This window comes from Rubripirellula tenax, assembly GCF_007860125.1.
Taxonomy (GTDB): Bacteria; Planctomycetota; Planctomycetia; order Pirellulales; family Pirellulaceae; genus Rubripirellula; species Rubripirellula tenax.
This window is the reverse complement of the sequence record NZ_SJPW01000005.1, coordinates 134,252-153,200: the sequence shown is the minus strand read 5'-3', so window position 1 is coordinate 153,200 and position 18,949 is coordinate 134,252. Positions and strand designations below refer to the sequence as shown.

The window sequence follows — 18,949 nt, the reverse complement described above, 5'->3', positions numbered from 1 at the left end:
CTAAATTAGTGAGCCGACGGCGCTAGCCGCGGGTGCCGCCTGATACCCGCAGCTAGCGCTGTCGGCTCATTACACAAAAAGACTCCCGCGAAAGTGCTTAGCATCGAGCTGCTTCTTATTGTCGCCTTTCGCTCGATGCTTAGTCACGAAACGGTTGACTTGAAACCGTCAGTTCGACTAAATCTCGGAGTCCATAACCGCGGTGGGCAAGCTCTTCGGCAATCTCATCGACATGGGGCCGGTCTTGGAAGACGAGCTCTCGACCGAGTGCGTAGGTTAGCATTTTCTCAGTGAGACATTGCGAGAACTGATCTTTGCGCTCAAGCAGTCGTTGTTTCAACTCCGTGATGTCTTGAAATTCCTCGCCGGTCGCGAGTCTGCCGGCTGTATCGACTACTCTGCGCGACTTCTCATTTCCACTGCTGTAGACAGTGCGTAGGGAACCAATGGGGTCAAAGCTCTCGAGTGCGAAGCCAGGCGGATCAATCTTCCGATGACACTCCGCACAGGTTGCCACTTTACGGTGTTTCTCAAGCTGCTCCCGGATGGTCGTGGCGCCTCGGATATCGGGTTCGAGGGGTTCGACATCGGGCGGCGGAGGCGATGGTGGGGTTCCAAGTATGTTTTCCAGTAGCCAAATCCCACGAGTGACCGGTGAGGTTTCCACGCCGTTGGATGTCGCCGTCAGAATGCTCGCGTGTCCCAGCAAACCACCTCGCATGGATTCGGGCGGCAGCGACACTTTTTGAAATTCATCGCCGTCGACACCCTTGATGCCATAGTGATTGGCGAGCTGTTGATTCAGAAACGTAAAATCCGAATCAATGAAATGCTCGATGCTCAGGTTGTTCTTGAGAATGTGATCAAAGAACAGGCGAGTCTCGCTGATCATCATCGGTTGAAGGTTCAGCTTGTGGTAAGCGGCGAATTTCTTGAGGTCGGGCGGCATCGATCCGAGGTCATTCAGACGCAGCCAACTGTCGGTAAAATGCTCGGTGAATGCGTTTGCTTTGGGGTCCTTGAGCATTCGCATGGCTTGAGCAACCAGCACATCGGGATCGACGAGTCTTCCGTTTTCCGCCAACTCGAACAATTCGTCGTCCGGCATGGAACTCCAGAGCAAATAGGACAGTCGGGAGGCAAGTCGAAATGCCGTGTCGGCCGGATCTGATTCGTCGTGAGGCGATTCGACGTAAAGAAAGTTCGGTGAGCACAGAATGGCTTTGAAAGTGGTGCGCAACGCCGTCTCTTCGGATTCCCCCAATGTCAGTCGAGCGTTCATGAATGCTCGATAGCGATTGATTTCCGATTCACGCGGCGGCCGACGAAACGCCCGAAACAAGAATCCTTCGATCGCAATTCCAGGGTCGATGGAGTGCGTGTCCGCAGACTCTTTTCCCAATGAAACGGTACGGCTGGCGATGCTTGCCGGCATGGGTTCGGGGCCGTCCAGCTCAATGTGGTGAATTCGCATGCGTGGGCCTTGATAGACGTCCGATATCCAGGCATCCAATTGCTCGGCAGGATGGTCAGCAGTCCCACTGAGCCAGTTACTCGGCACCGCATCGAGGTGGTATTTGGGAATGATCCGTCTCAAAGTTGCTTTGATTGGGTAAGGGCCGTTGAGATATCGCACCAGTGGAACGAATCCCTTGTCCATCCAGGTCCGAAACTCGTAAATCGTGGCCTCATGGTCTTTGAGCGGGACAACCGCGATGCTTCGATCGGTTGGGTTGCCAGTTAAACGACCGCCGACCCTTGGATTCGCGACAAGTACCTCCATCGTGATCGGCTCGTCGCGATTGACCCGCATGAGTTTGGGATCGTAGGGATACTCGCGATTGATTCCTTCGGCCTTGACCCGAATCGTGTAGTAGCCGTCCGCCGGAACTCCTTTGTAGTTCTTCGAGAGAACACGGTCCGACTTTTTATCGCCGTGCCCTACGTCCACGTAGCTGCCGTCGACGTTGACCATAAAAGTAATTTGCGGTCGAAAATGAAACTTGCGATTGCACATGTCGTTGGGCATGAACCGCTCGAGCGTCGTATCGTTTTTCGTGTTCGCATGGAACGCCTTGTCGATGACCTGCGACGCGGCATCGAGTTGACGCTGCAAGAGGTAGTCGGAGAAGACCAATTCTTCGCCAATGTTGTCGAACCCATCCTTTCGCTCGTCGACCGGAAAGTAGGATGTCGGGTCGAAGGACTCAAGGTTGATGCCACACAGATCTTGAATCGTGTTTCGATACTCGTAACGATTCAATCGACGAACGTGGGATTCCGTGCTTGCTTTGTTTGACTCGTAGAATGCTTGCAGTTGGCGCGTGACAACGGCAACGAATTGCTTGGTTTCATCCGCCTTAGGCTGAGGTTCATCTTCGGGAGGCATCTCACCAAGGTTGAGCACGTCAAGGATGTCTTGCCATTGGCGAGCGGCCTCTTCTCCATCGAGGTCCGAATCCAGCAAACTGAAACTTCGGTCACCTTTTTGCTCCTCTGCGTTATGGCAGCGAATGCAGTTGTCTCGCACGAAAGCACTTTGGTCGAATTCAGTTTCGACCGCTTGTGCCTGAATCCGTGAGTCTGGGATCAGCACGCCCTGAATCATCATTGTGGCGAAGACCACGCAGTGACCAAACGATATCAAGGAGACATCGCGTTTTCGGTAGTGGGTCTGTTCGGTGCGGCGGGAACGCCGAAAACTTCTGGCCATCAGTTCAATCCCTCCAGTGTTCCGGTACTTGTTCCGAATTGGTCTGATTCAACTCCGAAACGCTGCAGCATCGACAAGAACAAGTTGCAGGCAGGTGTGTCTTCTCCGTTGCTGGCCGTGTAAGTCTTGTGCTCGCCATGCTCGAAGCCGCCTCCGGCGAGGATGATGGGAAGATTGCGGGTCGAGTGAGAACTCGCGTTGCCCATGCCACTTCCGAAGAGCACCATTGTCTTGTCGAGCAATGAAGCGTCTTCGGATGCCTGGGTGCGTTTCATGCTTTCAAGGAATCTCGCAAGCTGAGCGGTATGAAACGTTTCAATGATGGAAAGCTGCTTGAGCTTGGTGGGATCGTGGCCGTGGTGCGTCAGGTCGTGGTAACCCTTTGTCACCCCCGGCAGTCCGGATGAGCCTCGCCATTCGTTGATTCCCATGGACACCACACGAGTCGAATCGGTCTGCAACGCGAGCTTCATCATGTCGTAGAAGAGAGGCACTTCCTCGTAGAAGCTGTCTGGCATTCGACCCGGCAGCGTGTAGTCCGTTTTCGGCCTGGATTTCTCCAGCCAAGCGGACGACTGGACGATTCGTTTTTCGACCTCGCGGATCGAGGTAAAGAACTCATCGAGTTTCTCTGCATCATTTTGACTTCCTAGTTTTTTAAGCGCCGCCGCGTCCTCCATCACGAGATCAAGGATGCTGCCGTCGACCTTGTAGGAATCCGAAAGCTGTTTCTTGGTCGATTCCGGTGTATCAAGAAACATCTCGTCAAAGATTGATTGCAGACTCGTTTTGGGTGGGATCTTCACTCCATTTCGCGTCCACGAAACGCCGCCCCCGCCAAGTCCGAGCTGCATCGATGGGAATCGCGTCTTGGCACCGACGAACTCGGCCGCCTTTTGATCGACGGTGATGTTTCCTTCTGGATGAGACTTTGCCTGATCGGACATGATTCCCGACAAAAACGTATGTGTGGCGCGGTGCCCACCACTGACGCCAGCGTGATCCAATCCCGAGAACACTGTGAAGTCGTTTTGGATCGCAGACAGCGGGGCCAGCAACTTGGAAGCCTCGTAGTTTCGCCCAACGGCTTTCGGAAAGAACTCGGCAGGTTGCAAACCGTATTCCAGACCGATGCACACCATTCTCATGGGCGTTTCGGCTAATTTTTCCGTGGCAGATAAACGCTTCGGCGCTGCAAGGGATTCCAAAAACGGCAGAGCGATTGCAACGCCGCTGCCACGGAGAAAACGACGTCGGTCGATCGTCAAATTGTCTCTAGCCATCATGTTTTCTTTTCACTTCGATACGTGAGTATCTAACGGTCGTTATCGGTACGGCTTGGAAAGTCTGAATCCCGTTCGACAGGGAAACATTGTCTTGTCACGCCTATCTCTTCGCTGGTTCCGAACTGATTGTCACCACTCGATCATTGTCTAGCTCGGTGCCCGGCGTACAGCGGCCGTTATCAACTTGTTGCTTAAGCAAGGCGAGAAGCTCCTCGACTTTGTCGGGATTTTCGTCAACGAGGTTGGTCTGTTCGGCTTTGTCGTCGTCCAGGTTGAACAATTGTATCGGCGGCAGGCCTTGCTTTTTCGCGTCCACTTCTTTGGGACTGCTCCAGCCGCCGCTGCCGTGGGCCAAGCACAGTTTCCAAGGGCCACGACGAATGGCGAAATTCCCCGAGATGCTATGGCTGATCAGTGTGTCCCGCGGAGCGGCCGCCAGATCTTGGAACAATGGCGACAAGTCAAAGCCATCTTCACCGCCTCGTGATTCGCGAGGTTGTCCTGTGATGGATTGAAGTGTTGTATAGATGTCGGTAAGGCAGGCAATGGCGTCGGTCTTTTGACCAACCGCGACCTTACCGGGCCATCGAATGATCAGTGGCACTCGGTGGCCACCTTCGTAGATGTCGGCTTTGTGACCACGGTAGCCGGCGCTTGGATGATGATCATGCTCGGCAAGCACCTCAAAATTGGCTTGGTTCGAGCAGCCGTTGTCGCTGGTGAAAACCACTAATGTATTGTCGTCCACGCCTGCTTTGACCAAAGTCGCCATCAACTCACCCATGTGATGATCGACCTGGTGTACAAAATCGGCATACGGATTGATCCCGCTGGCGTCCTTGAAAGGTGGCACGGGAACAATGGGGGTGTGGGGCGCCGGGAGCGGCAAGTAAAGAAAGAAAGGCTTGCCGCTTTTTGCTGCTTCGGCACGCTCGTTGACATACGCCATCGACTTGTCGAACAAATGCGGGAGCACTTGGTTGATCTCGAAATCCTGACCAATGGGCCCTTTGCGATACCAACCATAACGTGAGTCCTCTTTCGTAGCGCCCTCTTCACGCACGGGTACCGACGTCGGCATTCCGGTGTCCACCCAAACGTAGGGCGGCATGTCAAGCGAACCACAGTGTCCGTAGTATTGGTCAAAACCATTGATGTCCGGACCATTCGCAACCGGTTTTGAGAAGTCGATGTCCTTGCCGTTCTTGGTCCAATCCCAACCGAGGTGCCACTTGCCAATCATCGCAGTGTGGTAACCGGCTGATTTCATCAAGTGGCCAAGCGTTGGACGATCCGCCGGAATCAAATGCTCACTGGTTCCTTTCAGCACTCCCCTGGATAACCGCGAACGCCAGTTGTAGCGTCCGGTCAACAACCCATATCGCGTGGGCGTACAAACCGAACTAGGTGTGTGTGCATCGAGGAACGTCAGACCTTCGTCAGCGAGGCGCTGCAGATGAGGCGTCTTAATCTTGCAGTCCGCATTGGTTGGCGAAATGTCTCCAATGCCCAGGTCGTCCGCCATAACAATGATGACGTTCGGACGGGCGGGAGCATCGGCAGCGGTTGCTCTAACTGATGAGTTGCACGCAAAGCCCATACCCAGCACGCCGTCAACGAGCAGCAAAAATCGGATGATGTAAACGGGATGTCTGCTTGAAGAATCGACCGGCATCTTTTTCTGAATTATGTTCACAGTGTTGTTCTCGGGGGGATCGTTGTACTTGAAATCAATTGCCGTAGCCGTTTTCGGCATTTACGTCAGCAACCTACTTGGAGGTGGAGCCTGCCGGTTCACTTCTTAGTTTGGAAAAACACGACTCGGGCGGGTTCGTGGGCAGGGTCTTTTTCCACGCATCAATTTGTTGGGTGAGCTGATCGACGGTTTCCGGATGGGCCTGCGACAGATCGGACGTTTCCGCCCAGTCGGTATCGATGTCATAGAGTTCTGCACGCCCCAGCTTTTTATTCAACAACAGTTTCCATTTGCCATCGCGAATGCCCTGATGAGGCCACATTTCTGGATGATTGCGGGCCGGAGCCCATTCCCAAAAAATCGGCAAGCCGCGTTGAAACGATTCTCCTTTCAACGCACTCATGATGTTGATGCCGTCCGGCTGATAACCATCGGGCAAAGTCGCTCCGGCCAACGTGGCGAAGGTTGGCAGAAGATCGACGGCGGTGAGCACCGAATCGCGGTCGGTTTTGCCCGACGGAACGACGCCCGGCCAGCGGGCGATAAACGGTACGCGAACGCCACCCGCATAAAGCGATCGCTTACGGCCTTTGAGCTTGCCTGTTTCTCCGACGGAATAGAACGAACCCAGACCGGGTCCCGTCGAGACGTCGTCCTGCTCTTTCTTTTTGCCGGTTCTCTCGGGCCCGTTATCGGAAGAGAAAATCACCAGCGTGTTTTCATCGATCCCGCATTCCTTCAACGCATCGAGCACGCTTCCGACCCCTGCGTCGGCTTCGGCCACCACCGCCGCGTAGACCTGTTGTTGCTCATTGAGATGTTCGAACTGTTTGAGATGTTTTTCCAGCGGATAATGTGGCGTATGGGTTTCGTGCAGCCAAAGGTTGACGAAGAACGGTCGATCTTTGTGGCGTTTGATGAAGTCGACGGCGCGAGAACAGGTTTCGGCGGTGGGCATTTGCTCGGTCGCCGCGCTGGGCAAATTGAATGCGCCGAACTCGTCGTAGCCGTAGGCCGGCGGCATGGGGCCATCGGGGACTTGATCATTACAAAGGTGCCACTTGCCAAAATGGGCGGTTGCATAGCCCGCATCCCGCAGAATGCGCGGCAGCATGGGTGCTTGTGGATCCAGCCAGTCGGGCATGCCGGCCCGGCGATGATGGGCGATCGTGGCAAAGTGTTGATGCACACTGTGGCGAGCCGGAAACTGACCCGTCATGACCGCGGTGCGACTGGGCGAGCAGACCGGATGGTCCACGGTGAAATTCTGGAAGTCAATTCCTTGCTTCGCCATGCGATCGAGGCGGGGCGTTTCACAGAAGTCGCTTCCATGGATCCCCAAATCGCCGTAGCCCCAGTCATCAGCGAAGATGAAAATAATGTTCGGCTGCTCCGCAGCCCGCACAGAAACTCCGGAGAACAGCGCCGCAAATGCCAATAAGATTCCCGCTCTCGTCATACCATGGATCCTTTCGTCTGTTTGTTGATTGATCGTCGCCAATCGGTCGCATACATCGTCGTCATTCACGTACCTAACCAGCAGCGATACCGCCGACGAAGAAATTTCTCTCTCGTTTGAAGTTTGGCGGGCCTGCAATTTGGAGCAACCCGATACAGGGATCTGGCTCACGGGACTCCGTGCCGATCGGCCGGTTCCGGACCAGTCGGACCGATGCCTACACGAAGTCCCCGGACGGTTCTCGTTCGCTGCTGAAACTGATTCAGGGACTTCTCAAGCGAGGAAAACCACACCCACGGGGATCGACACGCCGCCCCTAAGCTAACTGTGGCCCCAGCCGAATCTGATCCCCAAGACCTGCCTAGATCCTCAATGACTAACTTCCTTGCTCGACCTAATTGAAATCGCCAGAGGAACGTGATCAATCAGACTCCTTGTCCAACTCGACATCCCCACCCGCGCCGCCCGCTGGGTCGACGTATTGCCGATTTTTCAAATCAGCATTCTCTTCTAAATCCAAGAAGGCCGTTAGCTCGTCTTGGGGAACGCTCTTATTCTCGCCAGAGCAACCCAGCATCGTCATGAAACAGACTGATGATGACACAAGCACTGACCCGAATTTGAAATTAGACATCTGAAACTCAACTCCAATAGAGATAATAAACCGAACAAGTTTGGGCTGAAACGACCTCATGGTTTCGCCGCGACTTCGAATGAGTCGACTGCAACTGAGGGCGTAGCGAACGGCCTGGCTGATCAGATCAAACAGGCCGTTGAAGTTACCAAAGCAACCGCGTTCAAAAATCTTCGTTAATGACTTCCTTGGTTGCACGTGTTCCCAAGGCACCCCAAAGCCCAAAAGGACTCTGACTACCTGCCGGCAGCGTTCCGCCCAGGGTTCCGACGCTGGCTGAGTCCCGGTCCCCTGATTCGATCGAATCCGTTATGAACTTTATCGCCCCATCCGCCATCAGCACATGGCACCCCCCTTGATGCCGACTCCCCGGCGGGAAGTCCGAGCCGTACGACACGAAATTCGATTGGTTACGCGAGCAAAGTATGCCGTTTGGCGGCATGTGAGTGGTCATGCCGGTATTGAGAAACGTGCCTGCCGCCCACTTATAGCCCCGTCGATTCTCCACGTTCTCCGAAGCTGGCGTCACGTAGCTAGGCCCCCAAAACTGTGGTCGCTCGGGATCCCGCTGGGCCTCGCAAGTGCGCCGCCCGTTTTGCTGCCAGAATCGGTTGGAAGTGGCAGATTCATTCTTGGCAACTTGAGTACGAACATCCATGTCTCCAAGATCTGTGGGGATCTCGCCAGCTGCAATCGTGTTCGACAAGCCGTCCAAGATATCACGAAACCGCGACACATCGGTCGGGATAAAAACACCTCGCAAACATGCGATCGCGCGTTCAACATTTGTGTCGGTCGTGTTACCGTTACTGCTATGCCTTCCGTTCGAATGTGCGGTGCTATCCCCGAGGCAAGCCGCGTAGTTTGTACGGCCCTGCGAAGGAAGACCTGTTCCGGGGTCACTCGGGCACCGGAGCGAGGAAACCTCGGTAAGCCACGGCTCATAACGGGCCGCCGTGTGGTTGGCTAGCGTCCGCATGGGATGAGGCCCCATGGCCGGAAAACTGGCAGTCCCACTGACTGGATCGAGAAGAGGATTAGTAATTTGCTCCCACAGCGCCTGCTGCTCGAAAAAGGGCGTCAACCCGACAAGCCAGCTAAGCTGATGTCCATTGTTTGACGTCGGCACTTCCGCGGTAGTCCGCCCTGCCGAATTAAATGCATTTGAGAAAGTCCCGCCAGCCTGCTTAGGAAGCTGCTTATAGGCAGAGTGGTAATTGTGGAGCGCCAATCCGATCTGCTTAAAATTGTTGCTGCAACTCATTCTCCGAGCGGCTTCGCGAGCCGCCTGCACCGCGGGCAGAAGCAGCCCAACCAACACCCCAATGATGGCAATCACAACCAGGAGCTCTACCAGGGTAAAGCCAAACTGACGTCTAAAATTCTTCATGGTTAGTTCCTTCGAAAAGAAATGAAAAGAGTGACTAGAATCGCGTTCTCATTCATGCTGTTGGCCACAGGTAAAGTTCCGTTGCTACACAGATGATGCAACTTTCTGGGCATTAACCGGTCACGTGACCGACACTCCCCTTAAAGCGACCCTTAAGTCAGAATTGTACTCACTGCGAGCCTTGCGATTCATCCGGTATTTACCGGGTGAAGCACGCTTTTTTGGTGTGGCGGGCCACTGCGTCCGGATCAAAGCCGTCCCAAATGGCAGTTGTCCCTCAACCCATAGGATCGGTCTGCCGAAGGCGTTTTCTCATCTCACAGCAAAATGACGGTATGGCACGATCGCCCCACCAACGGTTCTCGAACCAGAGCTTCTGGTTGCTTTGGCCTAGTTGGAAAGCGCCGGATTGTTGGCAAGATAACATCAATCGCCGAGTTGATCTCAAAATGAGCAGAACGGCGTTAGCCGCCCGTGTTTCTCGCCAATTACTTGCCGCTGGCGCCGCTCACAAAGTGGCGCTGTCCAGCTAGTTCCCACCGAACGAACCAGCCGCCTTAGCCACTGCAAAAAGATCGGAGTTGGACGGTTGAGTATCGCGTGATACCGCCGGAAAAGGCCTCCCAGACGATGCGTTCATTCACCAAGAGTTCAAATGGGCCAGTAAGAGGTGACACGCCCGACGAGACTATCGGCACCAAGTCATCCAAAACCAAGTGATCCGAACACAACTATAGATATCCTCGCACGAATCTGTACCATGAGATAAAAGAGTTTTCGGATCACGCTGGGATCATATGCAACCGTTCATAAAAGTCATATTCTTGATCATCACGTTCGGTGCTTTTATCGGAGCGATTTCGTCGTGCCTACCTGCTGACGTGACAGCTACTCCGGTCATAAACGATAGTGACTTAGACGAATGGCAACTGAAACGGCTTTCGGTCTCCCAGCTGGAACAGCGTATTGCGACCATCGATCGGCAACTAAGATCGTTGGCGAAGCCGAGCTTCAGAACAGGGGTCGCGGCGGTTGGCTATCGATCGCAAGAGCAGTCTATTCAGGCGACGACCGACTGGATCCAAGTCACTCTCAACAAGCCAGCCATCATCGATCAGGTTGTACTCGTCCCGACAATTTGGCGAGATTCATTACTTGGATTTCAAGCCGATGCATTCCCACTCGAATTCTGCGTTCGCATCGGCGACGGAGCTGATGAAGATGGTGAAATTGTCGGAAGATATGGAGCCAAGGATCGGCTCTTGCCGCGAGTTGCCCCTGTTGTCGTTTCGTTCCCTGCAAGAAAAGCGTCTTGGGCTCGAATTGAAGTGAATACACTTTCACCACGCGGATGGGACGGGGCTTTCCTGTTGCAACTGAGCGAAATCCTTATCTTCAGTGGTCATGTTAATGTTGCTTTAAGACAAGCTGTTGAGACGTCTTCGAACTTCGGATTTGACCATTCACCATGGGATTCGGAATATTTAGTCGATGGATTTGTTCCCTATTTGATGGACGCCTCGCAAGGGAGACCAAGCCTGGCTTTCGTCAGCGAGATCAGTCGTGACCGAATGGTCTCACTGACCATTGATCTTGGGAAGCCTGAATGGATCAGCGAAGTCCGCCTCCATGCGACCGACGTGAGCGACACGGCTCCTCAGTCGCAACCAGAAAACTTTGGAATTCCTAGCCAGCTCGTCATTAAGGGAGCAAACCTGCCAGATTTTTCCGACGGTGTCAGACTTGTCGAACATACATCGGGGTCACCTTACGATTCAGGTCCGATTTTAACGACGCGTTTTTCCAAAACGTGTTGCCGTTACGTTCAATTGGAAATAGTCAACCCATTTGTGGTCCCCGAAGGCATGGTACGCCGAACCGGCGCGTGGCTGGGGTTCGCAGAAATCGAAATTCTCGCGAGCGGTCAAAATGTTGCGCTGAACAAGAACGTAAAAGCAAACACTGTGTTTATAAGAGCACAAAAGGGCCGTTTGCTGAGTTCGTTGACAGACGGACGCAATATGCTGGGCAAGATCCTGCCAACGCGTCAGTGGCTTTCTGAGCTCGCCACGCGGCACGACCTTGAAAAAGAGCGCCCCCGTGTTGCTGCGGAGCTGAGCTCGAGATATCGACAACAGAAAGCAAACTTAATCCGCATGAGCTGGTTGGCCGGCCTGCTCATTCTCATCGTCATCTGCACTATTCTGGTCGAGCGTATAACCCGGCGAAGAGCCGTTTTGCAAACTCGGGAGCGGATCGCAGCAGACCTGCACGATGAACTTGGGGCCAATCTACACGCCATCGCTTTGCTAGGCGATCTTGCTCAGGCAGCTACGGACTCTCCCGATCGAGTCAAGAACATGCTGCAACGAAGCCGCGCATTGACCGAACGTAGTGGTGAGGCTTTGCGGTACTGTTCCAATATGTTGGTTTCTGACGGACTATTTGGTGACTTGGAAGAAAACATGCGACGATGTGCTGATCATGTAACGGCGGATTTGGATCACGAGCTGACGCTGGAATCTGCTGGCGTTGATATGGAAGTCAAGCCTCGCGTCCGAGTTGACCTCTTTCTGTTTTATAAAGAGTGTCTCACCAACATCCTTCGGCACGCGCACGCGACGAAAGTAACCACGGTTCTGAGGTTTGACGGAAACCATCTCTACCTGACGGTAACCGATAATGGATGTGGACTCAATCAATCTCGGTCCAATCGGGTGCCTAAGTCCCTTCGTCGTCGAGCTCGTTTGCTTAGTGCCCGTGTTTCTGCCACTGATGTGGTGGACGGTGGCACAAAAGTTGAACTGAAGTTACGGACTCGATACTTCGGCCTTCAATCACGAAAGAGTATAAATGTTGCAGAATATCCGCATCATGATGATCGAAGATAGCATTGAGTATCGCGAAGCCATTCGGCTGGCATTAGAGCACGCGCGTGGAATTCAATTGCGGAGCCAATTCGGCACCGCAGAGATTGCGATTCGCTCGCTTCGAAGTGCTAAGCTCAGGGACCTGCCAGACCTAATCTTGCTTGATTTGCGTCTTCCTGGAATGAATGGACTCGATGCGTTACTTGAAATTCGCAAATCGATGCCCGAGATGAAAGTGATTGTGTTGACGCAGTCTGATTGTCAACGAGATGTGCTACGGGCAATCTCGCTGGGTGCGGTAGGCTACTTATTGAAGTCTTCAACCGTTGATGAGATCGCTTCCAGCATTCGAACGGTTATTGAAGGTGGGGCTTCGTTGGACCCTAAAGTCGCCAAGCTGATCCTAAAGAAAATGCAGGGACCGATCGAAAGTGCTCAAGTGCAACACGTGTTGTCACAGCGTGAAACGGAAATTCTGGCGCTGCTTGCCGAGGGTTTACCTAAGAAGGAAATCGCTGCGAAGCTAGGGATTGGATACAAGACTGTAGATTCGCATGTTGCACATATCTATCGAAAACTGGATGTCTCCAACGCACCCTCAGCCGTGAATCGCGCCCATCGGCTGGGATTGTTGCAAACGGACGACTCGATTTAACGGCTGCTAAAATCTGTTTCCGTAAGTCCGGGCTAAAAGAAACGTTATATCAGTTCCATTGCAATCACCGAGGCGACGGAGTCGGGGCCCTTAGCGGCCAGGCTAATGATCGTCCCTTCGCTCGATTTCCGGATAGGCAGGCTGCTTTTTTCTTTTTCCGCAAACAACCAAGCCTTGAAAATTTCAAGATCTCCATCGGCAATATTCAGTTTGCCGTGCTCGGGTTGACCTGCTCCCCTTTTCTGATACCCGGGCAGTGAGAAAACCAGGGCTTCATCTGGCCGGGCTAGCCCGGCCAGATGAAGCGAAATCTTTGGGGGCCAGGTTGCCCAAAGCGCTGTGCGGTCGATGTTCGTTGTAGTCAACTCTCCAAGCTTCGATCTTCTCCTTTGCGTCGTCAAGCGACAGGAACCAATTTTCATTGAGGCATTCAGCCCGGACGCTTCCGTTGAAAGATAAAAATGTATGCGTTATCCGTTGGTTGTCCGGGCCTACTGAAGTCAAGCGTCACGCCATTGGCGTACGCCCACTGATCCAAAACTTTTGAGGTGAACTCGGGGCCGTTGTCGACCCGGATCGATCTGGGCAGCTTGCGATCGCAAGCCAGGCGCTCCAGAGCAGTGACAACGTCGCCTCCACGCATCCGCTGAACTGTCCGATTTTCTCACTTTGAATGAACCAGTTTTGCCTCGTCAACAGAATTGGTGGGCAAGTTCATGTTCTGGAAGCCGCCCAAGCTCATGATATAGCACGGTTTCATACACTTCGTAGGTCTTGTTTGCGTTACACTTAATTCACTATCGACGACTCAAAACTAAATCAACTGAAGTTTGGGAAATGTTTCAAGAAGAGTGGAGGACCAAAGTGCCGACCACAATGTCTCTGGCGACCTGGAGCAATAGAAAAGTGAACTTTCCCAGTATCGCAGGTCCCATAACGTGCATTCTTCTGATGACCGTGACTGCCAATGCGCAAGATGCCGAGGTTGATTTGCCGGTGGAAGCAAGGCATGTGCGAGCAGAGCCTTACATGGGGACCTGGGGCGTGCGGATTCTTCACCCCACAGCGTACGACTTCAACAGCTCTGTCAATGCGGAAAACTTCGACATTGATGCGTTCATGGGTCAGATCGACCAGCTTGAGTCCATCAGCCACGTGATGATCAATATCAACAGGGGACACCAGGGTAGTTGGTGGTCATCGCCCTATCCGGAAATGGCAGAGAAGCTTGACCCTTCGCTGTTCCCGAAGAGAGACCTTTTTGCCGAACTGGCCGATGCACCTCGAGCCAGGGGCCTGAAGGTTCTGGTGTATTTCAACGGTAGCGGATTCGATGGTGGGTATCTCCCTAAGGAGATTATGAAGAAGTGGAAGAGCCACTGCAAACAGGAAGGAATGACGCACTATCAAGCGGTATCCAATGTGCTCGAGTACTACTCGCTCAAGCATGGTAAAAGGATCGACGGTTGGTGGATTGATCGTGTTGGCGGGAGGACCGATGAACAGCAGAAAGACTTTGCGGAAGCCGTCCGAGCAGGCTATCCGATGGGCATCGTGACCATGAACAAGGGAGGCTCGGTCCCTACCCAAGGCACGCCGTATAACGACTACACCCATGGTCACCCGATTCCGATGAACAAGGAAGCTCCCTGGCTTGGGACCAATGTAAGAATGGTTGAAAAAATCGAATCCGGTCCATGGATTGGCGCAAACAACGTTCCAGATGACCGCGAAGGAACCACTTTTGGTTTCATTTTCATGCCGCTTCAAGCGAAATGGAGAGATGGGTTGGCGGGGCACCCCAATGAACAAGCCCTGGACTGGATGACCCGAACGATGGAGGCCGATGGATTTTACTGTTGGGCGGTGGCCCGTGAGGGAAATCTCTTTGCTGCTCGACAATTTAAACAGTTGCTCTATTTTGATTTACATTTCGATCCCCGAGTGCCAGCGGAAGAGGCTTCACCCGGCAAGCAGACTGCCCAGTAAGAAGCATGGCGTGAACAACAAATGACGTCGCGGAGCTCGTCAACGGCTTGTCGATTTAGCCGGCCTTCGACGTTTGTCGTGGACAAGGACAACAAAATCATCTTTGGCAAGACCGTCGTTTCACACGGTGACCGCGCGGACGTTGCTACCGTGGTCAAGGCAATGGCCAAGGCCAGCAATTAGTTCCCAATTCAGTCTTGCTTGAATCGTTGGGTGCGATAGCGTTCAAAGGGATTGAGGAAGAAGGACCGCGCGAGTGGTGGGAGAACGCGGAAGACACTCGCGTGCCGAGAAACCGTCAGCGGAAACAAAGAACTTCGGGTGGCCAACGGGTCGAACAGAAGAAAACTTCGGGCGATTGACCGGTCGTTCTCGACGGCAACATGCCTCGTCCAACCGAATTTCCAATAAGTTTTTTTGAAATTGATTGTGTCATTTGTAGATCCTGGGGACGGTAACCTCATAGCATGAATAATTCCCTCTCAAATCGAGCAGCTCAGGACAAAGATCTTGAATCATTTGGGCTGCTGGTGGAGGAACACCAGACAGCGATTCGGGCTTTCTTGGTATCGCGGATCAATGATCCGTTTGAGGCTCACGACTTGGCCCAGAACGTCTTCCTTATCGCGTTTCGCAAGTTGGCAAAGATTGATGCCGCTCGTCCCATTCGCCCCTGGCTGCTCGGCATTGCGGCAAATGAGATTCGCAATCATCGCCGAAAAAACCGAGTCATTCCGGTGGGAAGCCATGTAGAGATTATTCAACTAATGGAAACGGAAATTGAGTCTGGAATCGCTGGCTGGGATGGCGGAACCGTTTTCGAGGCGCTCGATCGCTGTCTCGCCCGGCTGGGAGATCGCGCCCGTGAGTTGCTGAGGTTACGGTACGAAGAGGGAATGGACCTCGCCGAAATTCGGTCTTCCCTTGGCGGCAAACACTCGGCCATCACGATGAAATTGCATCGTCTGCGAGAACAATTGCGGGCTTGCATCGAAAGTCAATTGGAAGAGGGGGCAAACCATGGATAAGTCGCGGCGCGATCAGTTCCTCGCCGATTGGCTGGAAGGCAGTTTTGCGGGGGACGGGCCATCGGAGCCTGAATGCGATGAGTTTCTGAATGAATTGAAGAGCGATCCCGAGTTCCGGAGGTCAGCCTCTCGGGGGTTGCTCGTGCGACGCTTTCTAGCCCAGAAGCAGATACCGTCCGGCGGGTTCACTGAGGAGGTCCTTGAATCACTGTGCGCCGATTCATCCGAGACTCTGTCCACCGCCGTGATCACCAATTTGCAAGAGGCTCGACGAAAGCAACAGCGTTTGGTTTGGGGCAGCGTGGGATTGGCGACCACCGCTGTGTTGGCTTTCGTCGTGCTCTGGGTTTTTGATTCCACTGTTGGCAAACGCAACAGCCAACGCCAGGGTATTCGGGTCATTGCGGCCGAAGGTGTGGGGACACTCGATACCGAGGCGCTCCGGCAGGGCAAACCGGTTCAGTTGCGCCGCGGTATTCTCGAGCTCGATTTGGATGGCAAGGCGCGCGTTGTAATTGAAGCGCCCGCGTCGTTCACAGTCGTTTCGCGGCTTCATGTTCGCTTGGATGAAGGACGCTGCTTTGCCGAAATGAAGAAGGGAACGTCCGGTTTGCGAATCGAAACGCCTTCGGGCGATGCGTTTGATCTTGGGACGAAGTTCGCAGTTGAAGTTTCGTCCTCCAAAGACATGGAGGTTCATGTCTTTGACGGCACTGTCGAGGTTTCCGATGGCACAGACATCACACGGCTTACCGAAGGTCAGGGCATTTCAGTTGGGGATTCCGGAGCCCTCTCTCGATTGTCCGCCGACTCGTCGCGATTTGTTCCGCGGGTCCCTCGATCAGACTTGAAGAGACAGCCGCTGCTTTATTGGTCGTTCGATGAAGGGACCGGGGACACGACGAACGCTACGGGGCGTGATCCGAATCTTGAGCTTGCGACGGGCACCTTGATGTCCGCCTCTCCCGACGGAGGCGGACCAACCTGGGTTCCCGGTGTTGTAGGGGCGGCTCTTGCTTTCGATGGGAGCAGCGGTTGGGTCAACACGCGTCATCCTGGTATTTCCGGTGATCAAGACAGAACCATTGCTTGTTGGGTCAAACTGCCCGACGAAAGACAAACGACTGTTTCAACCATGGTCGGTTGGGGTATGGGAAAAAGAAATCGAGGCTTAGAAAAAGCGTGTTTCCTTGAGTCGGCACAATCTCATCCCGAACATCCGGAACACTGCGGTCGCCTGCGACTGGTCGCTGGCAATCGGACGATGGGGACGACCAACTTGCGAGACGGAAAATGGCATCACGTCGCGGCGGTTGCCATGGCCGGCAAGCATGGCTCAACCATTTTGCTATACGTCGACGGTCAGCTTGAGACAGCGGACAGAAATAGCGAGCCGACGTCGCTCGACACGACGACCGATCATCGTCTTTCTGAACCGATTCAATTCGGGCGACACTTGTTTGCCGATCGCATGTTGCTTCGCGGCGCAATGGATGAAGTCTACATCTTCGGAGAAGCGTTATCCGGTGATGAAATACGCCAACTGATTCAGCCTTAATGAGTATTTTCTTGAACCTACTTCTACCCATTATGCGTCGCTCCTTAGTGGCGTTATCGGTTTTCCTGGGCGCAGATGCCTGTCTCATCGCGGCAGACAACGAGAGCATGTCGGTCAACGCCAGCGCCAACTGGCATCAGGCTGCTGGGCCCCATGCCAATTGGCAAACCGAGGGCGATCCGCCCGTTGTATGGAGCGTGACGCGAGGCGAGAACATTCGTTGGCGGACTGCCATGCCCGAAGCCGGGATGAGCAATGTCACGGTTTGGGACGACCGTGTGTTTGTCACAACGCACGTGCCGATTGAAAGTTCCGATGAGAAAGAATCGGTCAAAGACATCGTCGGCTTTTGTCTCGATGCCAACACCGGCAAGATTCTCTGGCAAGTGACTTTGCCAGGCCAAGTCGGCATTTCACTCGCGGGCGGATTCACCGACGGTACTGTGTTCGCCCCGATCAGTGACGGTGATCATGTTTGGTTCTTCAATCGCTGCGGGTCAATGGGGTGCTACGACGTTGACGGCAATGAAATTTGGTTGCGTCAGTGGACACCTCGTTTCAAACACAACAATCGTCAGGCGGAACCGTTCCTGGTCGGAGACATGATTTTGTATGTCGAGGTCGCCAACAAAGAGGCCGGATCCAAGATTCAAAAATGGGCGGCTCCTGGCAGGAAGTCAAAACGCACCCATGTGCCTGAGGGTGTCAATGAAAAAGAAGTGTGGACGTATCTTCATGGAGTCCACAAACGCACCGGTGAAATTCTGTGGCGTGAACAGGTGGGAACCTCCGTCCACAACACCCCCGTTGTCGCAGTGACGGCCGAAGGGAAATTCGCAGTGGCCCATGCCCGCGGCGGCCCGCATGCTCCGTTTGAAAAACCGGCTGGCCAGAGTCTTACAAGTCTGGCGTTTGGCGAAGAGGGCACGACGCTTTGGAATACTGACCTGCCGAGACTCGACCCGTCCTACGCTTGCCATTGGAACAGCAAATATGTGTTCGGGTTCCAGTCGGGGAAGCACATTGTGTTGGACGCTATCGGCGGCGAAGTCCTGCGTGAGCAACCGCTGTACGAAAACGCGACCCTCTGGAAGTTTCAACCAGCGGAACGCGATTGGATCAAGCAAACGAATGTTGCGGTAAAAGCTGGCAAAGGTCATCCGAATACGAACCAAGCCAATATCGTGGTTGGCGATTGGCATTGGTTCCTCTCGCACAATGTTCACTATCTTGGCCGGGTCAACGTCGAGACGGGTGCGGTCGAATACCTGGAACTACCAGCCCAGTTGATGGCCAGTCCGAGTGATCGCGACCAAGATGTGCGGCTGTGGGGAAAAGGACATCCGGCGAATCGCCCGCTCAACGCGTCCGGTTTTGCGGTTGGGGACAAGGGTCACAACGGCACGGGGTGGGGCCACATCTCCGCTGCGAGTCCGACGCGGGTAGGACGCTATCTGATCCTGCCGGTGGTGACCGGCACCGTTTATGTCATTGATACGAGCACCCCACAGCTTTCACCTGAGTCGCTCGTTTCGGTGAACGATCTTGGACCAGGTGGGCAGACGTGGACGCTCTCATCGCTGACCTATTCAAGGGGCAGACTCTTTGCTCACACCATGACAGAGATTATCTGCATCGAAAAGTCGATCGAGTAACTGGCACGTTGTCTGC

The 18,949-nt window shown here is 53.9% G+C and carries 12 protein-coding genes and 1 pseudogene; 6 read left to right on the top strand and 7 right to left on the bottom strand.

The features are described from left to right. Positions 1-139: 139 nt before the first annotated feature. From Poly51_RS18780 to Poly51_RS18755, 6 genes are all read right to left on the bottom strand, one after another. A complete protein-coding gene (locus Poly51_RS18780) occupies positions 140-2,713 on the bottom strand; it encodes a DUF1592 domain-containing protein (RefSeq protein ID WP_246114603.1) in 2,574 nt (857 codons plus the stop codon). Next, the gene (locus Poly51_RS18775; RefSeq protein WP_246114602.1) at positions 2,713-3,861 is read right to left on the bottom strand and encodes a DUF1552 domain-containing protein; all 1,149 of its coding nucleotides are present in this window, start codon (positions 3,859-3,861) and stop codon (positions 2,713-2,715) included. The genes Poly51_RS18780 and Poly51_RS18775 overlap by 1 nt, the downstream gene beginning before the upstream one ends. A gap of 238 nt (positions 3,862-4,099) precedes the next feature. Beyond that, positions 4,100-5,695, bottom strand: a complete 1,596-nt coding sequence (locus Poly51_RS18770) for a sulfatase family protein (RefSeq protein WP_246114601.1) — start codon at positions 5,693-5,695, stop codon at positions 4,100-4,102. 73 nt (positions 5,696-5,768) lie between these two features. Next, entirely contained in the window at positions 5,769-7,196 is a 1,428-nt protein-coding gene (locus Poly51_RS18765; RefSeq protein ID WP_246114600.1) for a sulfatase family protein, read from the bottom strand. A 379-nt stretch (positions 7,197-7,575) separates the two neighbouring features. Further along, a complete protein-coding gene (locus Poly51_RS18760; RefSeq protein ID WP_146459333.1) occupies positions 7,576-7,788 on the bottom strand; it encodes a hypothetical protein in 213 nt (70 codons plus the stop codon). A 163-nt stretch (positions 7,789-7,951) separates the two neighbouring features. After that, positions 7,952-9,178 (bottom strand): DUF1559 domain-containing protein, encoded by a 1,227-nt coding sequence (locus Poly51_RS18755; protein WP_146459332.1) that lies wholly within the window; start codon positions 9,176-9,178, stop codon positions 7,952-7,954. Between the two features lie 824 nt (positions 9,179-10,002). Here Poly51_RS18755 and Poly51_RS18750 point away from each other — a divergent pair. Next, the gene (locus Poly51_RS18750; protein WP_246114599.1) at positions 10,003-12,069 is read left to right on the top strand and encodes a sensor histidine kinase; all 2,067 of its coding nucleotides are present in this window, start codon (positions 10,003-10,005) and stop codon (positions 12,067-12,069) included. Beyond that, positions 12,032-12,703 carry a response regulator transcription factor gene (locus Poly51_RS18745; protein ID WP_146459330.1) on the top strand — a complete coding sequence of 224 codons (672 nt, stop codon included), beginning with the start codon at positions 12,032-12,034 and terminating at the stop codon, positions 12,701-12,703. Before Poly51_RS18750 ends, Poly51_RS18745 begins: the two co-directional genes overlap by 38 nt. A 273-nt stretch (positions 12,704-12,976) precedes the next feature. On the opposite strand, the pseudogene Poly51_RS18740 reads toward Poly51_RS18745, so the two are convergent. Beyond that, positions 12,977-13,343 (bottom strand): annotated as a pseudogene (locus Poly51_RS18740) (integrase core domain-containing protein); the annotation flags it as partial. A 311-nt stretch (positions 13,344-13,654) separates the two neighbouring features. Here Poly51_RS18740 and Poly51_RS18730 point away from each other — a divergent pair. The 4 genes from Poly51_RS18730 to Poly51_RS18710 all read left to right on the top strand — a co-directional run bounded on the left by Poly51_RS18730 (position 13,655) and on the right by Poly51_RS18710 (position 18,933). Further along, entirely contained in the window at positions 13,655-14,692 is a 1,038-nt protein-coding gene (locus Poly51_RS18730) for a hypothetical protein (protein WP_146459327.1), read from the top strand. 467 nt (positions 14,693-15,159) lie between these two features. Then, a complete protein-coding gene (locus tag Poly51_RS18720; RefSeq protein WP_146459326.1) occupies positions 15,160-15,720 on the top strand; it encodes a sigma-70 family RNA polymerase sigma factor in 561 nt (186 codons plus the stop codon). A gap of 142 nt (positions 15,721-15,862) precedes the next feature. Continuing rightward, a complete protein-coding gene (locus Poly51_RS18715; RefSeq protein WP_186775657.1) occupies positions 15,863-17,278 on the top strand; it encodes a LamG-like jellyroll fold domain-containing protein in 1,416 nt (471 codons plus the stop codon). Between the two features lie 32 nt (positions 17,279-17,310). Continuing rightward, positions 17,311-18,933 carry an outer membrane protein assembly factor BamB family protein gene (locus tag Poly51_RS18710; protein ID WP_186775656.1) on the top strand — a complete coding sequence of 541 codons (1,623 nt, stop codon included), beginning with the start codon at positions 17,311-17,313 and terminating at the stop codon, positions 18,931-18,933. Positions 18,934-18,949: the final 16 nt, after the last annotated feature.

Coding starts and splice junctions, on each gene's coding strand:
- Poly51_RS18710 (WP_186775656.1), top strand. CDS start 17,311: ATGCGTCGCTCCTTAGTGGCGTTATCGGTTTTCCTGGGCGCAGATGCC.
- Poly51_RS18775 (WP_246114602.1), bottom strand. CDS start 3,861: ATGAGAATGGTGTGCATCGGTCTGGAATACGGTTTGCAACCTGCCGAG.
- Poly51_RS18780 (WP_246114603.1), bottom strand. CDS start 2,713: ATGGCCAGAAGTTTTCGGCGTTCCCGCCGCACCGAACAGACCCACTAC.
- Poly51_RS18720 (WP_146459326.1), top strand. CDS start 15,160: ATGAATAATTCCCTCTCAAATCGAGCAGCTCAGGACAAAGATCTTGAA.
- Poly51_RS18755 (WP_146459332.1), bottom strand. CDS start 9,178: ATGAAGAATTTTAGACGTCAGTTTGGCTTTACCCTGGTAGAGCTCCTG.
- Poly51_RS18730 (WP_146459327.1), top strand. CDS start 13,655: ATGACCGTGACTGCCAATGCGCAAGATGCCGAGGTTGATTTGCCGGTG.
- Poly51_RS18745 (WP_146459330.1), top strand. CDS start 12,032: ATGTTGCAGAATATCCGCATCATGATGATCGAAGATAGCATTGAGTAT.
- Poly51_RS18760 (WP_146459333.1), bottom strand. CDS start 7,788: ATGTCTAATTTCAAATTCGGGTCAGTGCTTGTGTCATCATCAGTCTGT.